This window comes from Streptococcus sp. ZY19097, assembly GCF_040731245.1.
GTDB lineage: Bacteria > Bacillota > Bacilli > Lactobacillales > Streptococcaceae > Streptococcus > Streptococcus orisratti.
This window is the reverse complement of sequence record NZ_CP160400.1, coordinates 706,278-726,081: the sequence shown is the minus strand read 5'-3', so window position 1 is coordinate 726,081 and position 19,804 is coordinate 706,278. Positions and strand designations below refer to the sequence as shown.

Below are 19,804 nucleotides of genomic sequence, written 5' to 3'. Positions count from 1 at the left end.
TACCAAAAAAGCTAAGTATTTCCTAGCTTATCCTTTGCTTTCAATTGTCATAAATAGTCAGCCCATACTCTTCAATCAAGTGATTTAGTTTAATATTATAAGACGTGTCTGTGGCGTAGGTTCCTGTCAAAGCCGCTGTCGCTTCTTGGTAAGAGGTTGTATTAGACCTACGAACACCTAGATATAATTCTCCTTGTAAAAGATTGGCGTAATCTTGCAAGGATTCTAATTGACTGCCATAAGCACGAAACTGGGCATCAATCGTGTAAGTCGTCCCAGTTCCATCATCTTCAAGTGTTGGTAAAGTCACGGACTGACCATTGTAGTCACCCTTGATGCCAAAATAATTGTAATAAGGTGCTTGACTAAGAGCGGACTGACCATTACTTGACTCCAAAATAGCTTGCGCAATCATTACTGAAGCGTATAAATCATTAGCCTTAGCCACTTGTCTAGCTGTCTCAGCTATGCTTGAAATAAATTCAGGTGTTGTCATTGTTTCGGTATTTTCTGCAGCAGTTAATTGAGTTGTCTCTGCTCCTCCCTGACGAAAGAATCCAAATAAAATCCCCATAGCTGCAATAATAAGCATGGTCACTAGCATCCATTGTGGAACCGATTTGTTTCGATAACGATATGACTTTCTGTGAATGATTTTTCGCCTTTTTGCCACCACTATCACCTTCTTTCGAATTAACATCATCATTTTGACTATCAGTATAGCAAAAATACTCTAAAAATGCTTGAAAGAAATGACAAAGCTACTAACTGCAGACGATATTAGAGGATAAAGTTTAAAAAATAATGAAAATAAGACAAACAATCATAATTGCTGTACATTCATAAATAAATAGTACTGAATATTATAGTAGAAGGAAATTCTATCCCTACCAATACTCTCCAAAAATTAAACTGGGCGAGGCAGATAGAGCTGACATTTATCAAGTCAAGCCAACAACATCTGAGTTTGATTTTGGAACGGTATAATACTCAATGAAAATCAAAAGTAGTCTAGGAAACGAAGCCGACGATAGAACTTGAGTTCATCAAGGCAAGTTGACAACGGATAATTTTGATTTTCGAAGAGTATAACATGCTGAAAGTCTTAGAACAGTACACCAAAAGAGCTGGAAACTTTTGTTCCCAGCTCTTTTTTGGATTTGCTATATTTCATTTTTTAACATTAGAGACTTACGGTCTTAAGTTGCCCATTTATGGCTGAACGTTTTTCTTTGATATATTCAGCCAATTCAACTGTTAAATCATAGCGTAAAAATGGCGTAATCAGATAAATGCCATTATAATATTGTAAAGCACGATCGATAAGTCGCTTACTTTCTTCTAAACCAATCTGTTCACAAGCAGCTTTATCATCTTTAACCTCTTCCAAACGTGATAAAAAGTCTTCTGATAACTCAATCCCTGGAACCTCATTATGCAAAAAGATGGCATTGTTATAGCTAGTAATTGGCATAATTCCGATAAAAAATGGCTGTTCATAGTTTTTCGTCAACTGAGCCAAGGTATCTATGGTGTCACCATTAAAAATAGGTTGCGTAATAAAATAATCAGCTCCCGAAGCAATTTTTTTTTCTACCAGACGTCCACATCGAAGCAGATTTTTGACATTGGGATTAAAGGCTGCGGCAACAGTAAAATTAGTAGCCTTTTTTAAGCTTGCTCCACTGTAGCCCATGCCTTTATTTAACTGCTTGATTAAGCCCAATAATTTAAAACTCGTAACATCATAAACGCTAGTTGCGCCCGGAAAATCCCCCATTTTTGAAGGGTCTCCTGTCACTGCTAGGATATGGTCGAATCCCAAAATATCCATTCCTAATAATCTTGACTGAAGTCCGATAAGATTATAATCACGACAAGACAAATGGAGCACAAATGGTGTGGAGATATCATTTTTGAGCAACGAGGCTAGACTAACGTTACAAATCCTAGTTCTTGCCAAAGAATTATCAGCTAGAGTAATAGCCGCTAATCCTACTTGATCTAAAGCTTTGATCCCTTTTGTAAATTTAGAAATATCCAGTGTTTTTGGAGGGTCAAGCTCTGCGATGACAGTAATATCACGCTTAACTTTATCAACTAATGTATCGCTTTTTTTACTGGTGGCGATGAGCTCTGCTTCTGGAACTAGCGGTGTCACTAATTTTCGTGTCACAGGCTTAAGTCCTCTAATCGCACGTTTGACAGCTCTAATATGATCTGGCGTTGTTCCGCAACACCCTCCGATAATTCTAGCACCTTCCGCTACTAACAGCTCTGCACTTTTACCAAAATAATCGGCATTTTGACTAAATCCAAATCGCTTCGAAGTTTCATCTGGTGCCAAAGTTAAGAGACTAGCATTTGGATAAACAGATAAATAAGATTGAGCAAATAGTGGCACTTGCTTAAGTGACTTAATCATGTGATAGGGACCCAAATGACAATTTAAACCAACAATATCTGCACCGAGCATTACAAGCTGGCTAAAAACTTCAACTAAGGGTTTCCCACTTTCTGTCACCTCAGCTTCGTGTAAAGCAATATTAGTAATGATGGGGAGTTTTGTTAATGGTCTGACAGCTCTAAGGACTGCTACAAGTTCGTCTAAATCATAATAAGTTTCAAAAAGTAAACCGTCTAACTGTCCAGACTCCGTCAAATAAGTCACTTGCTCAACGGTTTGGTCAACGATTTCTTCTAAACTTAAAGGACACTGCTTCAGGCCACGAGAAGCCCCTACAGTTCCTAGTACAAAAGTATTTGGACCGGCTGCTTCCCGAGCAAGTTTAACACCAGCTTGATTAACTCGCTTAACCTCGTCTTCATAGCCATATACTTTTAGACGATGACGTTTAGCTGCATAGGTATTGGTCTGAATGATATCCGCACCTGCCTCAATATAAGCACGATGAATACGGAGAATTTCTTCAGGATGCGTTAGATTATAAGCTTCATAGCAATTATCCAGTCCATTGGCATAAAGTAGGGTTCCCATGGCTCCATCAGCCACCAAAATTTCAGATTTTAAACGGTCTAATAATTTTGACATAACCCCTCCCTATTTTTACCTATCTTAACACTAGGCTTTTCCATATTTTGCACGAACCTCTTTGGTAGCTGCAACCAAGATTTCCAATGCTGCAAGTGTCTCAGGTTCGCGACGTGTTTTGAGTCCACAGTCTGGATTGACCCAGAATTGTTCCAAAGATAACTGGTGAAGTGGACGTTCAATGTTGGCCTTAACTTCTTCTTTGGTAGGTACACGAGGTGAATGAATATCATAAACACCCAAACCAATTCCCAAAGGATAAACAGCTGTCTCAAAGGATTCAATAATGTCACCATGGCTACGGCTTGTTTCGATTGAAATGACATCGGCATCCAAGTCACGAATTGAATCAATGATTTCATCAAATTTTGAATAGCACATGTGCGTATGAATTTGAGTTTCGTCTTTGACAGACGACGTTGCAATACGGAAAGCCTGAACAGCATCATCTAAGTAAGCTTTTTGCTTTGCCTTACGTAATGGCAAGCCTTCACGAAGGGCAGCTTCATCTACTTGTATAATAGCAATGCCCTCATCTTCTAGTAATTTAATCTCATCTTTGATAGCCAGACCGATTTGATTGAATAATTGGCTACGCGGAATATCCGTACGTTCGAAAGACCAGTTAGTAATCGTAATAGGCCCAGTTAGCATTCCTTTAACAGGGCGGTCAGTCAAACTTTGTGCATAAACTGTCTCAGCAACTGTTAGTGGTTGAATGTGCTTCACATCACCGTAAATGATTGGTGGTTTAACAGCACGAGAACCATAAGATTGAACCCAACCCAATTTGGTAGTGGTAAAACCAGCCAATTTTTGACCAAAGAACTCTACCATGTCCACACGCTCAAATTCACCATGAACCAAAACGTCAATATCCAAATCTTCCTGAATTTTAATCCAGCGAGCAATTTCTGAATTGATAAATTCTTTATAGGCTTCGTTTGAAATATCCCCGCGTTTCCAAGCCAAACGTGTCCGACGAATTTCAGGTGATTGCGGGAAAGAACCAATTGTTGTTGTTGGTAAAATTGGCAAATGAAGACGTTCTTGCTGAATTTGACGACGAATCTTATAATCGTGTGGACGTTGGGTAGGTACTTGAGCGAGATTTTCTAATTCAACGTTACGGAAATCTGCCGCTTGTAAGGCATCAAAATCAGCGACGTGCTCAGCATAAGCTGGATTTTCAACACCATCAAATTTTTCAGCTAAGAGTTTAATCTCTACTAATTTTTCATCAGCGAAAGATAGCCCCTTTTTAAGAACAGGATCTAAGTCTGTTTCATTTTTCGTTGTTACCGGAACGTGCAACAGTGAACATGATGGCTGAACGACTACTTCTGCAACATTGTCAGCAATCGTTTTAAGGAGACTTGATGTCCTGTTAAAATCAGCAGCCCAAACATTACGACCATCGACAAGACCTGCAAAAATAACTTTTCCAGCAAAAAGCCCATCTTGCACAGCAGCTAGGTTTTCATCCAAACCATGAACAAAGTCTAAACCAAAGGCAGCCACAGGAAGCTTTGCCAGTTTTTCCGAGTCAATAAGAGCCTCAAAATAGGTTTGGAAAATAAGTTTTGCTTCTGGAATCTCTTTAGCAAAATAAGTGTAAACAAATTTTGCAGCTTCAAGTAAATCAGCGCCCTCATCTGTCACGAAGATTGGTTCATCTACTTGAATGTAAGTTGCTCCTGCGTCAACCAATTCTTTAAAGATTTGTTTGTAAAGAGGCAAAAGGCTTTTTACTGCTGCTGTGAAATCTTCGACTTCTGAAGAAAGGGCAACATAGGTAACTGGTCCAGTAATGACTGGTTTTGCCTTGTCACCGACAACCTCACGAGCTTCAAGATACAAATCCAGTAAACGCGTATTCGTCAATTTGGGTTTAATTTTTGACCATTCTGGAACAATGTAGTGATAATTTGTATTGAACCATTTTTTCATTGATGAGGCAACATTGTCCTTGTTCCCACGCGCAATAGAAAAATACAGATCCAAATTTACTTCTTCTTTAGCAAATCGTTTAGGAATAATGCCAAACTGTACTGACAAGTCCAAGATGTGATCATAAAGTGAAAAATCACCGACCGGAATTAAATCCAATCCCGCTTGCAATTGCTTATTTAAAAATGTCAAGCGAAGTACTTTAGCTTGTTTTTCTAAATCTTCTTGAGAAATATTTCCTGCCCAATACGCCTCAATCAGCTTTTTCCATTCGCGTTGTTCACCTAATCTGGGATATCCCAAACTTGAAATCTTAACCATAGTTGCCTCCTATATCACCATTAGTTTAAAACTATATCTAGTTTGTTTTTGTGTCTAAAATTTTATCTGATTTTTCCTTTATTTTCAATACTTTTACCTATTCTAACTTTTTATGCTGTGGTATAGTTTTTTCTTATACACTTAGACCGAATTATAGTTTTTACCTATATCCCATTCTTGTTTTCAAATTTTAACTTTCCTCTTCACATCAAATTTTTGAAAAAGTAAATCAATTTCATTTTTTGTTAGTGAAAATGTTAAAATTGTGATAAAATGAGATTGTAATCGTTTGCAAAAGCGTTGATAATGTTTTGTAAACCATTTTACATGAAATAAGGAGGACAGCATCATGGTAACAAGATATCACTTTACGCCTGAAGAAATGCGGAAAGGCTCCGTTTATTTCTCACCCTTGAAAACAATCATAGAGACAGCATTTTATGAAAATCAGGTTCGTCCTATAAAAACTTTAGAGGAAGCTTACCAATTAGCATCAACTACTTTTGGGACAGTCGTTTTAGACATGCCCGTTATTCATACTAAAGAATTAGGACTCCCTTCCTATGCGCGAGTGCTTTTAACCAACTCTGGTGCTATCGTTGGACGTACAGCCAAAGCTAGAAGAATCTATGGTCAGGATAGTGTGGAAGACGAAAAGCTGCTATCTCTTGTCAGGAGCGCTGTTTACCAATCCCATCGTCGCCAATTCTACAAAGCTGCAGCTGTTGTCGGCTTGGATGAAGAGTTCATGATAACTGCACACCTTATGGTTCCCGAAGAAGAAGCCAATAATCTCTATTCTTGGCTTTTAAACTTTCAAATTTTAGATGAAGAGTTCAAAAATCGACTTCGTATCTCAAAGAAGTACGAAGAAAACGATATTTTCGTCTTTTTCGACCCCAAATGGACTCATCCAGACTATCCCGATGGGCTAGCCTATTTCGACACACAGCACAACTGTGTCATTATTTTAGGACTTAATTACTTTGGAGAATTAAAAAAAGCTACACTCACCCTGGCTTGGGGAACAGCGGCAAGAAATGGGTATGTCGCTTGCCACGGAGGTTTGAAAATCTTCAAGTCAAAACACGATCAGAATAGTTATGTAGCTTCATTTTTTGGTTTATCGGGTTCCGGCAAATCAACCTTAACTCATGCCAAACATCATGGGAAATATGATATCAAAGTCTTGCATGATGATGCTTTTATCATTTCCCAAGCAGATGGCTCTTCTATTGCTTTGGAACCATCCTACTTTGACAAAACCAATGACTATCCCACAGGTCACCCTGAACAAGATTTTTTTGTGACTGTTCAAAATTGCGGTGTTACCCTTGACAAAGATGGTCGAAAAAAACTCGTCACCGAAGATATTCGAAATGGAAACGGTAGAACTGTAAAATCTCGCTTTTCCACCCCAAATCGCCTCGACCGTATTGATGATGCAATCAGTGCTATCTTTTGGATTATGAAAGACGACTCACTACCACCTCTCATCAAGATTGACGATCCTCGCATCGCCTCAACGATGGGTTGCACCTTAATGACTAAACGATCTAGTGCCGAAAATACCAAAGATAGCCGAGAAAGTTTGGTTATTGAACCCTATGCTAACCCTTTTAGAATCTATCCTTTAGTTGAAGACTATCAAAAATTTTACTCCTTATTCAAATCTGGAGTAGATTGCTACATTATCAATACTGGCTATTACATGGGAAAATCTATTCCAAAGGAAGTGTCCTTGGAAATTATCGAACTGATTGTTGATGGAAAAGCCGATTTCCAACCGTTTGGTCCTGTTGATGGACTCAAGTATTTAGCGCTTACTCAATACCCAGTTCATCCATTTGATACTGCTTATAAGCAATTGCTGCGCGAACGCATCCAAATACGTCTGAATTTTCTATTGGAATTTAACCGCAACCATCCACGAGAAGCTCTCCCCGTTGAAGCCATTTCACGCCTAGAAGCATTACTTAATAGCCTCCTCTAATTCCAATATGTATAAAAAGCGTTCAGAAACCACCTCAAATGACTTCTAAACGCTTTTTTAGCTACAGTTTTTTTGAAAGTTAAAGTTAGAACCTGTATTCACAGCTCAGCATTTCCATCTAAGGCTAGTTTTTGAGCTACTCCTCGTTAGTTTTTTTCAAAATACAGTCAGTATTCTCTCAAAGAACTATCTCTTATCTATAAGCACTTCACTTGTGAATACAGGTGTTTAGATTAGATAATGCAGATAGCGAGAAGCAAATCTAGGCAGCAAAGTCTGATTTTATTGTCGCAGAACATGGACACAAATATATCTGATTTCCCTCTGACACTAGTGTTCTGAGACCAACAACCTATTTCTTTTTAAAATGATTACGAACAATTGGTGCAACCTTTTCACCATAAAGTTTAATAGCTTTAAGAACATCCTCATGAGGCATAGACCCGATTGGTAGATGGAGCATAAAACGGTCTAGTTGCAAATCTTCAATAATCTTAATAATCTTAGCGGCTACATGCTCTGGATCACCAACAAAGATAGCACCGTCTGGACCAACTGAGGCAAGGTACTGTTCTTTTGTCATTTCTATCCAGTGAGGACGGTCTTTAGCAATATTATCCACTGTCTGTTTTGTTGGATAAAAATAGTGATCAATAGCCGACTGGTGATCTTCTTCAATCCACCCCCAAGAATGTGCTGCCACCTTGAGTTGTTCAGGTGCATGACCGTGACGACTGCCGATTTCCTTATAAATTCGAACTAACTGACGAAATGCTTTGGGATTTCCACCAATTGTTGCATAAACGATTGGTAGTCCTTGTTCCGCAATTCGCACAGTTGAGTCAAGGTTCCCACCCGTGGCTACCCAAATAGGAAAATCTTCCTGAACTGCGCGTGGGTAAACCGGACGGTTGTGGACAGTTTGAGTATGCTCTCCTTTCCATTTTAGAGTGGTCTCTTCTTTGATGGTTAACAACATATCCAATTTCTCATTAAAAAGTTCGTCGTAGTCTGTTAAGTTGTAACCAAAAAGCGGAAATGATTCAGTGAAGGAACCACGTCCTGCCATAATCTCGGCTCTACCATTTGAAATAGCATCAATTGTCGCATACTGTTGATAGACACGAATTGGATCAATTGAAGAAATGATGGTGACAGCAGATGACAAGCGGATACTTTTGGTGCGAGCCGCTCCAGCTGCTAAAACAATTTCCGGTGCCGACACAGCAAAGTCTTCTCGATGATGTTCACCGATGCCATAAATATCTAAGCCAACTTGATCAGCTAATTCAATTTCTTCCACCAATTCACGAATTCGTTGATCGTGTGGAATGACTTGCCCAGTCTTTTCTAGTTTTGTCGTTTCTCCAAACGTTGTGATACCAAGTTCAATTGCCATAATTATTCTCCTCTGATTTTCTGTTTTGATTTTATCACTAATTAGTGATAAAATCAATTCCTATGCTCATTGTCTCAGCCTATCATACAAAAGCCTGTAGAGAGACTTTGGAAGGTCAAAAATAAAGTAAGCGTTCTTTGTATCAACGAAATGTAGATAGAACTCTATTACTTTCTAGTTTTCTAACCAATAGTCTTTGGAGCCGAGCGCTCATCAAATCAAGGCAACAGCGATTGAGTTTGATAATTCAAAGCCTTTCAGCCCCGCTATTTGCAAAATTCCCGACTTCATTTCCCTTTTTTTAGGAATTGATAGTATAATAGAAAGAGATTATTTATAGAAAGAAGGTATCTTTATGGCTATCACTCACAAACGTCAGGATGACTTGGAAAGCATGTTTGCAAATTTTGCAAAAGTTCCAGAACCAAAAATAGCAGCTGACCCAGAAGACGACAAAAAGAAAAATCCTAAAAAGAAAGAGATTAAGTAGCTTATGGGTATGCTCAGTAATTTGCCAGACAGTGTACTGCAGTGGATGGCTATTTTTATTTCAATCATCATTGAAGCTTTACCCTTTGTCCTGTTAGGAGCGATTTTATCAGGATTTATTGAAGTTTATGTTACGCCAGATCTTGTTCAAAAGTTTCTCCCTAAAAACAAATTTCTGCGTATCCTTTTTGGAACCCTTATTGGTTTTATATTTCCATCCTGTGAATGTGGCATTGTTCCCATCATCAATCGCTTTTTGGAGAAAAAGGTACCTAGCTATACCGCAATACCTTTCTTAGCGACCGCACCCATTATCAATCCTATTGTGCTATTTGCGACCTACTCAGCTTTTGGAAATTCGCTTCGTTTTCTTATGTTGCGTTTGTTGGGAGCGATTTTAGTTGCCATTACGTTAGGAATTATGCTCGCTTTCGTTGTTGACGATAATATTCTCAAGGAAAATGCTCAACCAACACATTTTCATGACTATTCCAAAGAAAAATGGACTAAAAAGCTATTCCTTGCATTTGCTCATGCCATCGATGAAGTTTTTGATACTGGACGTTATCTCGTTTTTGGAACTTTATTAGCCTCTGCCATGCAAATCTACCTACCTACTCGTATTTTGACTACAATTGGGCACAATCCTATCACAGCTATCTTAATCATGATGTTGCTCGCCTTTATTTTATCTCTTTGTAGTGAGGCTGATGCCTTCATCGGTGCTTCACTCCTATCAAGTTTTGGAATAGCACCTGTTTTGGCTTTTCTGCTGATTGGTCCCATGGTTGATATTAAAAATCTCATGATGATGGTGAAATCTTTCAAAGCACGCTTTATCGTCCAATTTATTTCCGTTTCCTCGATTATAATTGTCCTATATTGTCTGTTTATGGGGGTGATGTAGATGATGCGTTTTCTTATTTTAGCAGGTTACTTTGAGCTATCTATGTATTTACAGCTTTCTGGAAAGCTAGATCGTTACATCAACGTGCATTATTCCTACTTATCCTATATTTCCATGGTCTTATCCTTTATTTTGGCAATTGTCCAACTTATCGTTTGGATGAAGAATATGAAACTTCACACCCATTTAACAGGAAAAATTGCAAAGCTAACTAGCCCCATCATTTTATTATTCCCTGTTTTAGTAGGGCTTCTTGTTCCAACTGTCAGCCTAGATTCAACAACCGTATCTGCCAAAGGTTACAATTTCCCACTTGCTGCAGGTTCTTCAGGTACCGTTAGTGAAGACGGTACGCGGGTACAATATTTGAAACCTGATACCAGCCTTTATTTCACTTCTTCTGCTTACGAGCGTGAAATGAAAAAAGAACTGCAAAAGTATAAGGGAAGTGATAAACTGGTGATTACCACTGAAAACTACATGGAAATCATGGAACTGATTTACCTTTATCCCGATGAATTTATGGATCGTGATATTCAATACACAGGCTTTGTTTACAACGAACCTGGTAATTCTAGTTATCAATTTTTATTTCGATTTGGCATCATTCACTGTATTGCCGACTCAGGCGTTTATGGTTTGTTAACCACTGGAAGCGATCAACACTTTTCTGACAATACATGGCTGACTGTTACAGGAACTCTCAAACTTGAATACAACCAAAGTTTACAACAAACCCTCCCCGTACTACAAATCAAACAAATTAACAACACTCAGAAACCAGACAATCCTTACGTTTATCGTGTTTTCTGAGTCAAAATAAAAACGAGCGCTTGATTTAGAAGCATACACTTCAAATCAAACATTCGTTTTTTTTTAGGATAATCTGTCAGACAAGAGGCTTAAAATTTTAATCATTTAAATCTCTCAAAGGTGAAAAAACAATCTTTTCAATGTCTGCTAGGTAAACTGACAAAGCTTGTTGCGCATCAACATAGGCTTTCAAAGTTGGATTAGATTCCACTTTAACACCCATACCCTGGATAGCTAGCTGGTCTTCCTCACTAGGCATCTGACCAGATTGCATTTTAGCGTATAAACTTTCTTGGAAAGCTGAAAATTCTTCAAAAAGTGCCTTTGCCTCTGGATCCGCATCAATTTTCGCTTTGTTATCCACAACCGTCTGATACTCCGGAAGTGCACGAATACCGCGTTCTAATTCATTTGCTAAATCATAAATATTGGCCATTGATTAACTCCTTATTTAATAGTAACTTTATAATCTGTGTGTTGGCTGATTAGTCTTTCAGCCCTTTGCAAATCCTTAGCATTCTTGAACGAAATTTGTAAAATACCAAAGATATCTTCTCGATTTTCTTCATTGATATGAATATTTACCAATGAGGTGCCACGTAGTAGTTCCAAAATACGCAAGATAACATCTTCTTCATCTGGAACATCTACAAAAAGGTCATAACTACTATCAACACCACCACGTTTGTGGATTTCCATTTCTTTACGGGTCTGACGAGCCTTGTCAAAATAGTGCCAAATGCCCTCTTCATCGTTTTCCAAAATTAGCTGAGCAACAGTGTCTAACCGTTCTTTAAAATCAGAAATCCGATTTAAGACGGCTTCTCTGTTACTTAACAGAATACTAGTCCACATGCCAGGCTCACTTTCAGCAATCCGAGTCATATCTCTAAAACCACCTGCTGCAAACCGTTTTGTCATCTCGTGTTGGTTGCCATAATCACCTGCCTGTTCCATGAGACTGGCTGATAAGATATGGGGAAAATGTGAAATCTGACTGGTCACACGGTCATGCTCTGCTGCATCAATCTGGATAAAACGGGCATGGAGACCTGACAAAAGAGCTTCAAGTTCAGAAATAGTAGCATCATCTGTCAAAGTAGATGGAGTAAAGATATAATAGGCATTTTCAAACAAATTAACATCTGCCGCGATAGCTCCCGTCTTGTGCGAACCAGCCATTGGATGAGAGCCAACAAACTGAATTTTTTTAGATGATAAATACTTCTCCGCAGCTTCTACAATTTTCATTTTGGTAGAACCTGCATCAGTAATGATAACATCGTCCTTTAGGTCCAGGTCAGCCAAGATTTTCATGAAATCAATTGTCTGTTTGATCGGAACTGCTAAGATAATGACATCTGCTAATGGGGCAAATTCCTTAAAATTATTTGTCGCCTGATCAACAATTCCACGTTCCAAAGCAATTTCACGTGACTTATCAGAACGATTATAGCCTAGAATTTTATAATTTGGGTGATCTCGCTTAATGCCAAGAGCAATTGAACCACCAATCAAGCCCAGACCAGCAATATAGATAATTTTTTCTTCCATCTTCACTCCAATCCTCTCTGTGCAGACATTTCAAAACAGCTGATAATTTTAAAAATTCTTGACGTAATCACGATGACGAACAAGAGCTTCCTTAAGTTCTTCCATATTATCTGATGAAAATTTCTCGAGAATTTCATTGGCAACCACGGTAGCAACAACAGCTTCCATAACCACTCCTGCTGCAGGCAAAGCGGTTGGATCTGAACGTTCAACGGTTGCCTTATAAGGCTCGTGTGTCTCGATATCTACCGACATGAGTGGTTTGTATAGAGTTGGAATAGGCTTCATCACTCCACGAACTACGATAGGCTGACCATTAGTCATCCCGCCTTCAAAACCACCCAAATTGTTTGTTCGACGGGTGTAACCTTCTTCTTCATTCCAAAGGATTTCATCCATAACTTGTGAACCGCGCAAATAGCCATCTTTAAAACCAAGCCCAAATTCAACTCCCTTGAAGGCATTGATGGAGACGACCGCACCAGCAATCTTAGCATCCAGTTTTTTATCCCACTGAACGTACGAGCCTAGACCAACAGGAACACCACCTACCACAGTTTCGACGATACCTCCAATGGTATCACCTTCCTTCTTGATTTGATCAATATAGTCCTTAATTTCTTGCTCACGTTCCCGATTAACAATGGAAACTTCAGATTGGCGGGATAGCTCTTTAATCTGAGAAACTGTCAAACCATCTGGAACATCAATCTCTTTGCCACCAAAAACCACCACATGATTAGCGATTTCAATATCTAATTCTGACAAAATACGTTTGGCAACAGCACCAACAGCTACACGCATAGTTGTTTCGCGAGCTGAAGATCTCTCCAATGAATTACGCAAATCATCAAAACGATACTTCATCCCACCAACCAAATCTGCATGTCCTGGACGCGGATGCGTAATCTTTCGTTTCGTTTTTAATCGATCATCAATATCTTCAGCCGACATAATGTCTAACCATTTTTGATGGTCTTTATTGATGACATCCATAGTAATTGGTGCACCCGTTGTTTTTCCATGACGGACACCTGAGGTGAACACTACCTTGTCCGACTCAATTTTCATACGACCACCGCGACCATAGCCGCCTTGACGACGTTTCAAATCTTCATTTATATCTTCGGCAGTTAGAGGTAAACCTGCTGGCACACCTTCAATAATTGCAGTTAGACGTGGCCCATGTGACTCACCTGCGGTTAAATATCTCATTTACTTCTCCAAATAGTCTTTCATTTCTTCGAGAGGGATTTGGTTAATGGCTGCGCTTCCCAGTTCAGGGACGATTACCGTCTTTATTGTATTTCCACGCGCCTTTTTATCATGTGTCAAAGCTGTGTATAATTCCTCAACCTTCCACGGTTCGTAGAAAGTTGGTAAACCAAACTTTGCACACATGTTCTCAATCTGCTCAGTAATTCCTTTAGGCATCAATCCTTTTTTCTCAGCGACTCGGGATATTTGAACCATTCCAATGGCTACTGCTTCCCCATGCATGACTTTCCCATAACCCGCTGTTGCTTCAATAGCATGCCCTATGGTATGCCCAAAATTCAAATACAAGCGGACACCATTGTCCAATTCATCCTCAACTACTACTTTACGTTTGACATTGCAAGAACGGAAAATGATGTCCTCTGCATTATCTAAAATACTATCAATATTTCCAGACATTTCTGATAATTCTTGCCACAGGTCAAGATCATCAATAGCACCATACTTAACCACTTCACCCATACCTTCAATTAATTCACGTTTTCCAAGCGTAGCAAGGGTGTCGGGATCAATAAGTACTCCATCAGGTTGAGTAAAAGTCCCAACCATATTTTTAGCAAAAGGAGTATTGACACCTGTTTTTCCACCAATGGAAGAATCCACTTGCGCAGTCAGACTAGTCGGAATTTGAACAAAATGAATACCTCTCATATAGGTTGATGCTACAAATCCTGCTAAATCACCAACAACACCTCCGCCCAGTGCAACAATGCCGTCACTGCGGGTCATTCCATTTTTTACGAGGAATTCATAAGCTTTATTGACAGTCGTCAAATTTTTACTAGCTTCTCCCTCAAGAAAATCAAAAACGAGCACATCAAAACCTGCTCCTTGAAGACTAAGTTTCACCTTTTCAGCATATAAACCACCAACATGATTATCTGTGATGATGACAACTTTCTGAGGTTGCCAAAGTGACTTCAGCCAGTCTCCAGCATTTGCAAGAGAGGCTCTTTCAATAATGATGTCATAAGGATGGTCTGGAAGATTTACATTAAGTTTCATAATAGCCCTCTACTCTTTTACATCGTATTTTTTCACCAATTCTGTCCAAATTTTTTCGGTTGGCATTGGCTTGCCCGTCCAAACTTCAAAGGCTTCTGCTGCTTGAAACAGTAGCATACCAAGCCCATTAATGGCAGGTAGTCCTTTAGAACGAACCAACTTCAAAAATGGTGTTTCAAAAGGTTGGTAAATCACGTCGGCTACTTGTAATCCTTCTGGGAAAGACATAGTTGGTGAAATAATCATTGATTGTCCATCCATCCCTACACTTGTAGCGTTAACAAAAAGTTGAGATTCCATAACTTTATCCTGAATGATAGATAAATCCTCAACTGGATAAACAGCAATTGGTACACCTGTTCTGTCCGACAGCTCCTTAGCTTTTGTCTTAGTAGTCTCCAAAAAAACAGTCTGGTTGAAAATATTGATTTTTTGGGCACCATTAAGTGCTGCTTGGGCAATTAGTGCCGTTGCGGCTCCGCCACCTCCCAAAATCGTCATGACCTTATCTTTGACATCAAAGTTCTCAAACGTTTTTAAACTTCTGAAAAAACCAATACCATCTGTATTATGACCTATCAATTTGCCATCACGATTGATGACTGTATTGACAGCACCAATTAACTGCGCAGAATCTGTCAGCTCATCCATATAAGGAATTACCGCTTGTTTGTAAGGCATTGAAATGTTGATTCCCCACATATCATAGCGACGGACGTTTTTGACTGTCTCCTCTAAATCCTCTTCTGGAATATCCCAGGCAACATAAACCCCATTAATTCCCAGCAAGTCAAAGGCTGCATTATGAATGAAAGGAGAAATGGAATGTTTTATTGGCCTTGCAACTACCGCTGCAAGTCTTGTGTGACCATCAATCTGCATTGAGTACCTCCCGAATTTTCTTCATATCAGCCAGTGCAATCTGTCCTGGAGCACTTACGTGTTCAAGACTGGCAAAAGACCAACTTGAACCAAAAACATCACCTGACAAACGTGAAATCCGACCTAATTTTCCCATTGACATGGTTGCATATTCCTGTTCTGGATTTAATGTCTTGAACCCTCGGGTGTAATTCATCAAATCAAGGACATCTTGTTCACTTTCTGGCATAACAGCAATCTTGACCACACGTGGTGCTAATGCCGTCAATTCAGAAAAAGCCTCCATCAGATTTTCAGGTGTTTCATCAAAATTATGGTAAGAAAGCACTAAATTTGAAAAATCAAGCATTTGCTGGAAAGCATCCATGTGAGAAAAATATTCAAAATCAATATAATCAGGATTAAAAATTGCATTGATATCCTTGAGCAATTGAATATATTCATCATCTGTTAACTGAATATTGCCACCTTCTTTGTCTGTGCGAATGGTAACCAGAACCTCCCGCCCGGCAAATTTTTCAAAAATAGCAGGTGCAACTGCCATGATAGCTTCTTTTGATAAAAAATCCGCACGCCATTCAATAATATCAACATCATCAAACTTTGAAAGTTCGATGGCCTGAGCCTCCTCTAAACTACGAGGCATAATAGGTACTACTATCTTCATTTTTTTACCTTTATTGTATATACTTTCAAATAATTACTGTTTTCATCTGCTGTGTTAACCGCAAAATCACTAGGTAATTGTTTTAGATCAAGATAACTGTGCTTTGTATTTCCAAAACCTTTTTCCAGCTGTGCTTTAAACTGTCCAATTGACACATTGGAAGCGTTGGTTGAAGCAATAATGATACCTTTGGAACTGAGAATATCTACAGCTTGAGAAATGAGTTTATGGTAGTCCTTAATTACTGAAAAAGTCTGCTTTTTATTTCGAGCAAAACTTGGAGGATCAATAATGATTACATCAAAATAAAGTCCTTTTCGTTTCGCATACTTAAAGTACTCAAAGACATCCATGACAATAAAATGGTGATTGTCTGTTGGTAACGCATTCGCATCAAAATGTGCTTGCGATAATTCACGAGATCTTTTCGCTAAATCTACCGAAGTCGTTTCTGCGGCTCCGCCCATAGCTGCTGCAACCGAAAAGGCTGCTGTATATGAAAACATATTCAAAACAGTTTTACCAAGCGCTAGCCCATTGACCAAAGAATCACGAACCTCGTGCTGATCTAGGAAAATACCTGTCATCAATCCATCATTCATAAAGACCGAGTACTTTACGCCATTTTCTAGAACCGTAAAGGTAGTTGGCGCTTCATGACCAAAGAGATGCGAACTTTCATAACCCACACCCTTGAAACGAATTTTTTCGTAAGCACCTTTTACATTTGGAAAAACTTCCTGAAAAGCGTCTACAATCAGCAATCGTAAGTCATAAACAAACGAATTATACCAAGAAATGAGGGCAAAATCATTATATAAATCAATGGTTAAGCCTCCAAAATTATCTCCATCTTGATTAAAAAGACGATAAGCAGTCGTCAAATCAGAGGATTCATAAGTCGAACGTTTTTTCCTAGCTTCTTCAAATAAGCTAACAAAATAAGATTTCGTTAGTTGTATCTTATCTTTTGATAAGAGCCAACCAATTCCTTTATTTTGAACAGAAAGGTACGCTGTTCCTAGAAAATTTCCTGATTGTCCATAGAGAGCAACCAGCTGGTTTATTTCCCCTAGATTTTGAAAATCTTTACTGTCCAAAAGTTGAACACCCCGTCGAATTTTCTTTTCAGCTAAGGTGGAAACATATAGTTTATTCATAGTCTCTATTATAGCAAAAATATTTAGAATTTGCCAAATTTCCTTGAAAGTGCTTTTATATCTCTTACAAATTCAATTTTATGATATAATTTAGATTGAGATTTTGTCTTTTAGGAAATATACAGTAAGGAAATTCTATAGTGAAAAAATTAAAAGAATACGCTTTGCATGCGTTTAATACGCGTTTAGGTTTCATTATAACACTCCTACTAATCTATTGGCTAAAAACTATGTGGGCTTATCATGCAGACTTTAGCCTTGATTTAGGAAATCCGTACCAAGTTTTTCTATCCATTATTAATCCTATCCCAGTTGGATTGCTTTTATTAGGACTTGGTTTATACATCAAGAAAACACGACCGTTTTATATTGTTACTTGGCTTATTTATACGCTTATCAACCTGCTACTCATTTCTAATGCCATTTACTATCGTGAATTTTCTGATTTCATCACCGTTAGTGCCATGCTAGCCAGTACTAAGGTATCAGCTGGACTTGGCGATTCTGCCTTAAACCTACTACGTGCCTGGGATATTTTGTTTATTCTTGATTACCTTATTTTATTTATATATCTCATAAGTAAGAAGATCAAAAAATCACGAAAACCAAGACTTATCAAAATGGATAAAAAACCATTTAATAAGCGAGCAAGTTTTGCTATAACTGCTCTATCTGCTTTACTATTTTCTATTAATTTATTTTTGGCAGAAGTTGATCGCCCTGAACTCTTGACACGTGGCTTTTCAAATACCTATGTGGTTAGAGCACTAGGACTTCCAGCATTTACAGTTTATAGCGGTAACCAAACCTATCAAGCTCAAAAAGAACGAAATCAAGCAACAGCTGATGAACTAACAGACGTTAAATCTTACGTGACTGACCACTATGCCGCTCCAAACACTAACTATTACGGCATTGCCAAAGGTAAGAACGTTATTGTTATTCATTTGGAAAGTTTCCAGCAATTTCTGATTGATTATCAGTTAGAGGTCGATGGTAAAAAATATGAAGTAACACCGTTCATCAATTCGCTTTACCATTCAAATTCTACTCTCGCTTTTTCGAATTTCTTCCATCAGGTCAAGGCTGGTAAAACCTCTGATGCCGAAACCCTTATGGAAAATTCACTTTTTGGTCTTAATAGCGGTTCATTCATGGTTAACTATGGTGGTGAGAATACACAATTTGCGACACCTACCATTTTAGGACAAACTGCTGGTTATACCAGCGCTGTTTTTCACGGAAATGTGGGCTCTTTCTGGAATCGAAATAACACCTACAAACAATGGGGCTATAACTACTTCTTTGATTCAAGCTATTTTTCAGAACAAACAAGTAGCAACTCCTTCCAATACGGTCTGAATGATAAACATATGTTTGCTGATTCTATCAAATATTTAGAACATATGCAGCAGCCTTTTTACACTAAGTTTATTACGGTTAGTAATCACTACCCTTATACAAGTTTAAAAGGTGAGGCAGACGAAGAAGGTTTCCCATTAGCAAAGACTGATGATGAGACCATTAATGGTTACTTTGCGACTGCCAATTACCTTGATGCTTCATTGAAATCATTCTTTGACTACTTGAAAGCATCTGGACTCTATGATAACTCTATCATTGTGCTTTATGGAGATCATTACGGCATTTCAAATTCACGAAATACCAGCTTAGCCAAATTACTCGGTAAAGACTCCGAAACTTGGACTGAATATGACAATGCCATGTTACAACGCGTTCCTTATATGATTCATATTCCTGGCTATACCGGAGGTGGCATACACGATACGTTTGGTGGAGAAGTTGATGCGCTACCAACCCTACTCCATATCTTAGGCGTTGACACCAGCAAATATGTTCAATTGGGCCAAGATTTGCTCTCACCTGAGAACACTCAGACAGTGGCTTTTAGAACTTCCGGGACCTATGTTACTCCAGAATATACTAGTTATGGAGGACATCTCTACTATACCCAAACTGGTCAGGAAATCACCAATCCAGATGAAACCACAGCAGCTGCAACTAAGGAAATTCGTACAGCTGTTGCTAAACAACTATCTGTTAGCGATCAAATCCAGACTGGAGATCTTCTCCGTTTTGATACCGATAATGGACTGCATGTTGTTGATACATCAACCATTTCCTATAGCAACTCTTTGAAGACTCTAAAGGCGATTGAGAAGGAAAAAGGTCAGAATTCAACGAGCCTATACAGTCTCAATGGTAATAAAACGACAAGCGACCTATTTGAAGCTCCAAGCTATGCCAAGCTTCATGAAACAACAGAAAATTCAACAACATCCAGCTCTTCGGAAAGCGGTAATAACAACTAAT

16 protein-coding genes are annotated in these 19,804 nt (G+C 38.7%); 5 read left to right on the top strand and 11 right to left on the bottom strand.

The genetic code is table 11. From position 1 onward, the window contains the following. Positions 1-40 precede the first annotated feature (40 nt). The 3 genes from ABZ559_RS03660 to metE all read right to left on the bottom strand — a co-directional run bounded on the left by ABZ559_RS03660 (position 41) and on the right by metE (position 5,323). On the bottom strand, positions 41-676 hold the full coding sequence (locus ABZ559_RS03660) for a glucosaminidase domain-containing protein (protein WP_367007620.1): 636 nt from the start codon (positions 674-676) through the stop codon (positions 41-43). Positions 677-1,183: 507 nt separating this feature from the next. Continuing rightward, positions 1,184-3,052, bottom strand: coding sequence for a bifunctional homocysteine S-methyltransferase/methylenetetrahydrofolate reductase (locus tag ABZ559_RS03655; RefSeq protein ID WP_367007267.1), 1,869 nt, complete (start codon positions 3,050-3,052; stop codon positions 1,184-1,186). 30 nt (positions 3,053-3,082) lie between these two features. Continuing rightward, positions 3,083-5,323: a 5-methyltetrahydropteroyltriglutamate--homocysteine S-methyltransferase gene (gene metE / locus ABZ559_RS03650; RefSeq protein ID WP_018375088.1), complete on the bottom strand. Its 2,241-nt coding sequence runs from the start codon at positions 5,321-5,323 to the stop codon at positions 3,083-3,085. Positions 5,324-5,672: 349 nt separating this feature from the next. On the opposite strand from metE, the gene ABZ559_RS03645 reads away from it, so the two are divergent. Next, the gene (locus ABZ559_RS03645; RefSeq protein ID WP_277290801.1) at positions 5,673-7,316 is read left to right on the top strand and encodes a phosphoenolpyruvate carboxykinase (ATP); all 1,644 of its coding nucleotides are present in this window, start codon (positions 5,673-5,675) and stop codon (positions 7,314-7,316) included. A gap of 352 nt (positions 7,317-7,668) precedes the next feature. Here the strand turns inward: ABZ559_RS03645 and ABZ559_RS03640 are convergent, their stop codons facing one another. Beyond that, positions 7,669-8,715, bottom strand: coding sequence for an LLM class flavin-dependent oxidoreductase (locus ABZ559_RS03640; RefSeq protein WP_367007266.1), 1,047 nt, complete (start codon positions 8,713-8,715; stop codon positions 7,669-7,671). Positions 8,716-9,070: 355 nt separating this feature from the next. Between ABZ559_RS03640 and ABZ559_RS03635 the strand changes: the two genes are divergently transcribed. The 3 genes from ABZ559_RS03635 to ABZ559_RS03625 are packed head-to-tail and all read left to right on the top strand — an operon-like array spanning position 9,071 to position 10,924. Then, complete coding sequence (locus ABZ559_RS03635; RefSeq protein ID WP_367007265.1) at positions 9,071-9,205, top strand: SPJ_0845 family protein; 135 nt, start codon at positions 9,071-9,073, stop codon at positions 9,203-9,205. Positions 9,206-9,208: 3 nt separating this feature from the next. Further along, positions 9,209-10,111 (top strand): permease, encoded by a 903-nt coding sequence (locus ABZ559_RS03630; protein WP_367007264.1) that lies wholly within the window; start codon positions 9,209-9,211, stop codon positions 10,109-10,111. Further along, a complete protein-coding gene (locus tag ABZ559_RS03625; RefSeq protein ID WP_367007263.1) occupies positions 10,112-10,924 on the top strand; it encodes a TIGR03943 family protein in 813 nt (270 codons plus the stop codon). Between the two features lie 97 nt (positions 10,925-11,021). On the opposite strand, the gene ABZ559_RS03620 is transcribed toward ABZ559_RS03625, so the two are convergent. Genes ABZ559_RS03620 through ABZ559_RS03590 form a run of 7 tightly spaced genes read right to left on the bottom strand, consistent with a single transcriptional unit; the run spans position 11,022 to position 17,470 of the window. Further along, on the bottom strand, positions 11,022-11,360 hold the full coding sequence (locus ABZ559_RS03620; RefSeq protein WP_273414929.1) for a YlbF/YmcA family competence regulator: 339 nt from the start codon (positions 11,358-11,360) through the stop codon (positions 11,022-11,024). Between the two features lie 11 nt (positions 11,361-11,371). Beyond that, complete coding sequence (locus ABZ559_RS03615) at positions 11,372-12,478, bottom strand: prephenate dehydrogenase (RefSeq protein ID WP_273414931.1); 1,107 nt, start codon at positions 12,476-12,478, stop codon at positions 11,372-11,374. Positions 12,479-12,526: 48 nt separating this feature from the next. Continuing rightward, positions 12,527-13,693 carry a chorismate synthase gene (aroC, locus tag ABZ559_RS03610; RefSeq protein WP_367007262.1) on the bottom strand — a complete coding sequence of 389 codons (1,167 nt, stop codon included), beginning with the start codon at positions 13,691-13,693 and terminating at the stop codon, positions 12,527-12,529. After that, complete coding sequence (gene aroB / locus ABZ559_RS03605; RefSeq protein ID WP_273414934.1) at positions 13,694-14,761, bottom strand: 3-dehydroquinate synthase; 1,068 nt, start codon at positions 14,759-14,761, stop codon at positions 13,694-13,696. A gap of 9 nt (positions 14,762-14,770) precedes the next feature. Then, the gene (locus ABZ559_RS03600) at positions 14,771-15,643 is read right to left on the bottom strand and encodes a shikimate dehydrogenase (protein ID WP_367007261.1); all 873 of its coding nucleotides are present in this window, start codon (positions 15,641-15,643) and stop codon (positions 14,771-14,773) included. Continuing rightward, positions 15,633-16,310, bottom strand: coding sequence for a type I 3-dehydroquinate dehydratase (gene aroD / locus ABZ559_RS03595; RefSeq protein WP_367007260.1), 678 nt, complete (start codon positions 16,308-16,310; stop codon positions 15,633-15,635). Before aroD ends, ABZ559_RS03600 begins: the two co-directional genes overlap by 11 nt. Next, positions 16,307-17,470, bottom strand: coding sequence for a class I SAM-dependent rRNA methyltransferase (locus ABZ559_RS03590; protein WP_367007259.1), 1,164 nt, complete (start codon positions 17,468-17,470; stop codon positions 16,307-16,309). Before ABZ559_RS03590 ends, aroD begins: the two co-directional genes overlap by 4 nt. A 140-nt stretch (positions 17,471-17,610) precedes the next feature. Between ABZ559_RS03590 and ABZ559_RS03585 the strand changes: the two genes are divergently transcribed. Beyond that, positions 17,611-19,803 carry an LTA synthase family protein gene (locus ABZ559_RS03585; protein WP_367007258.1) on the top strand — a complete coding sequence of 731 codons (2,193 nt, stop codon included), beginning with the start codon at positions 17,611-17,613 and terminating at the stop codon, positions 19,801-19,803. Position 19,804 lies beyond the last annotated feature (1 nt).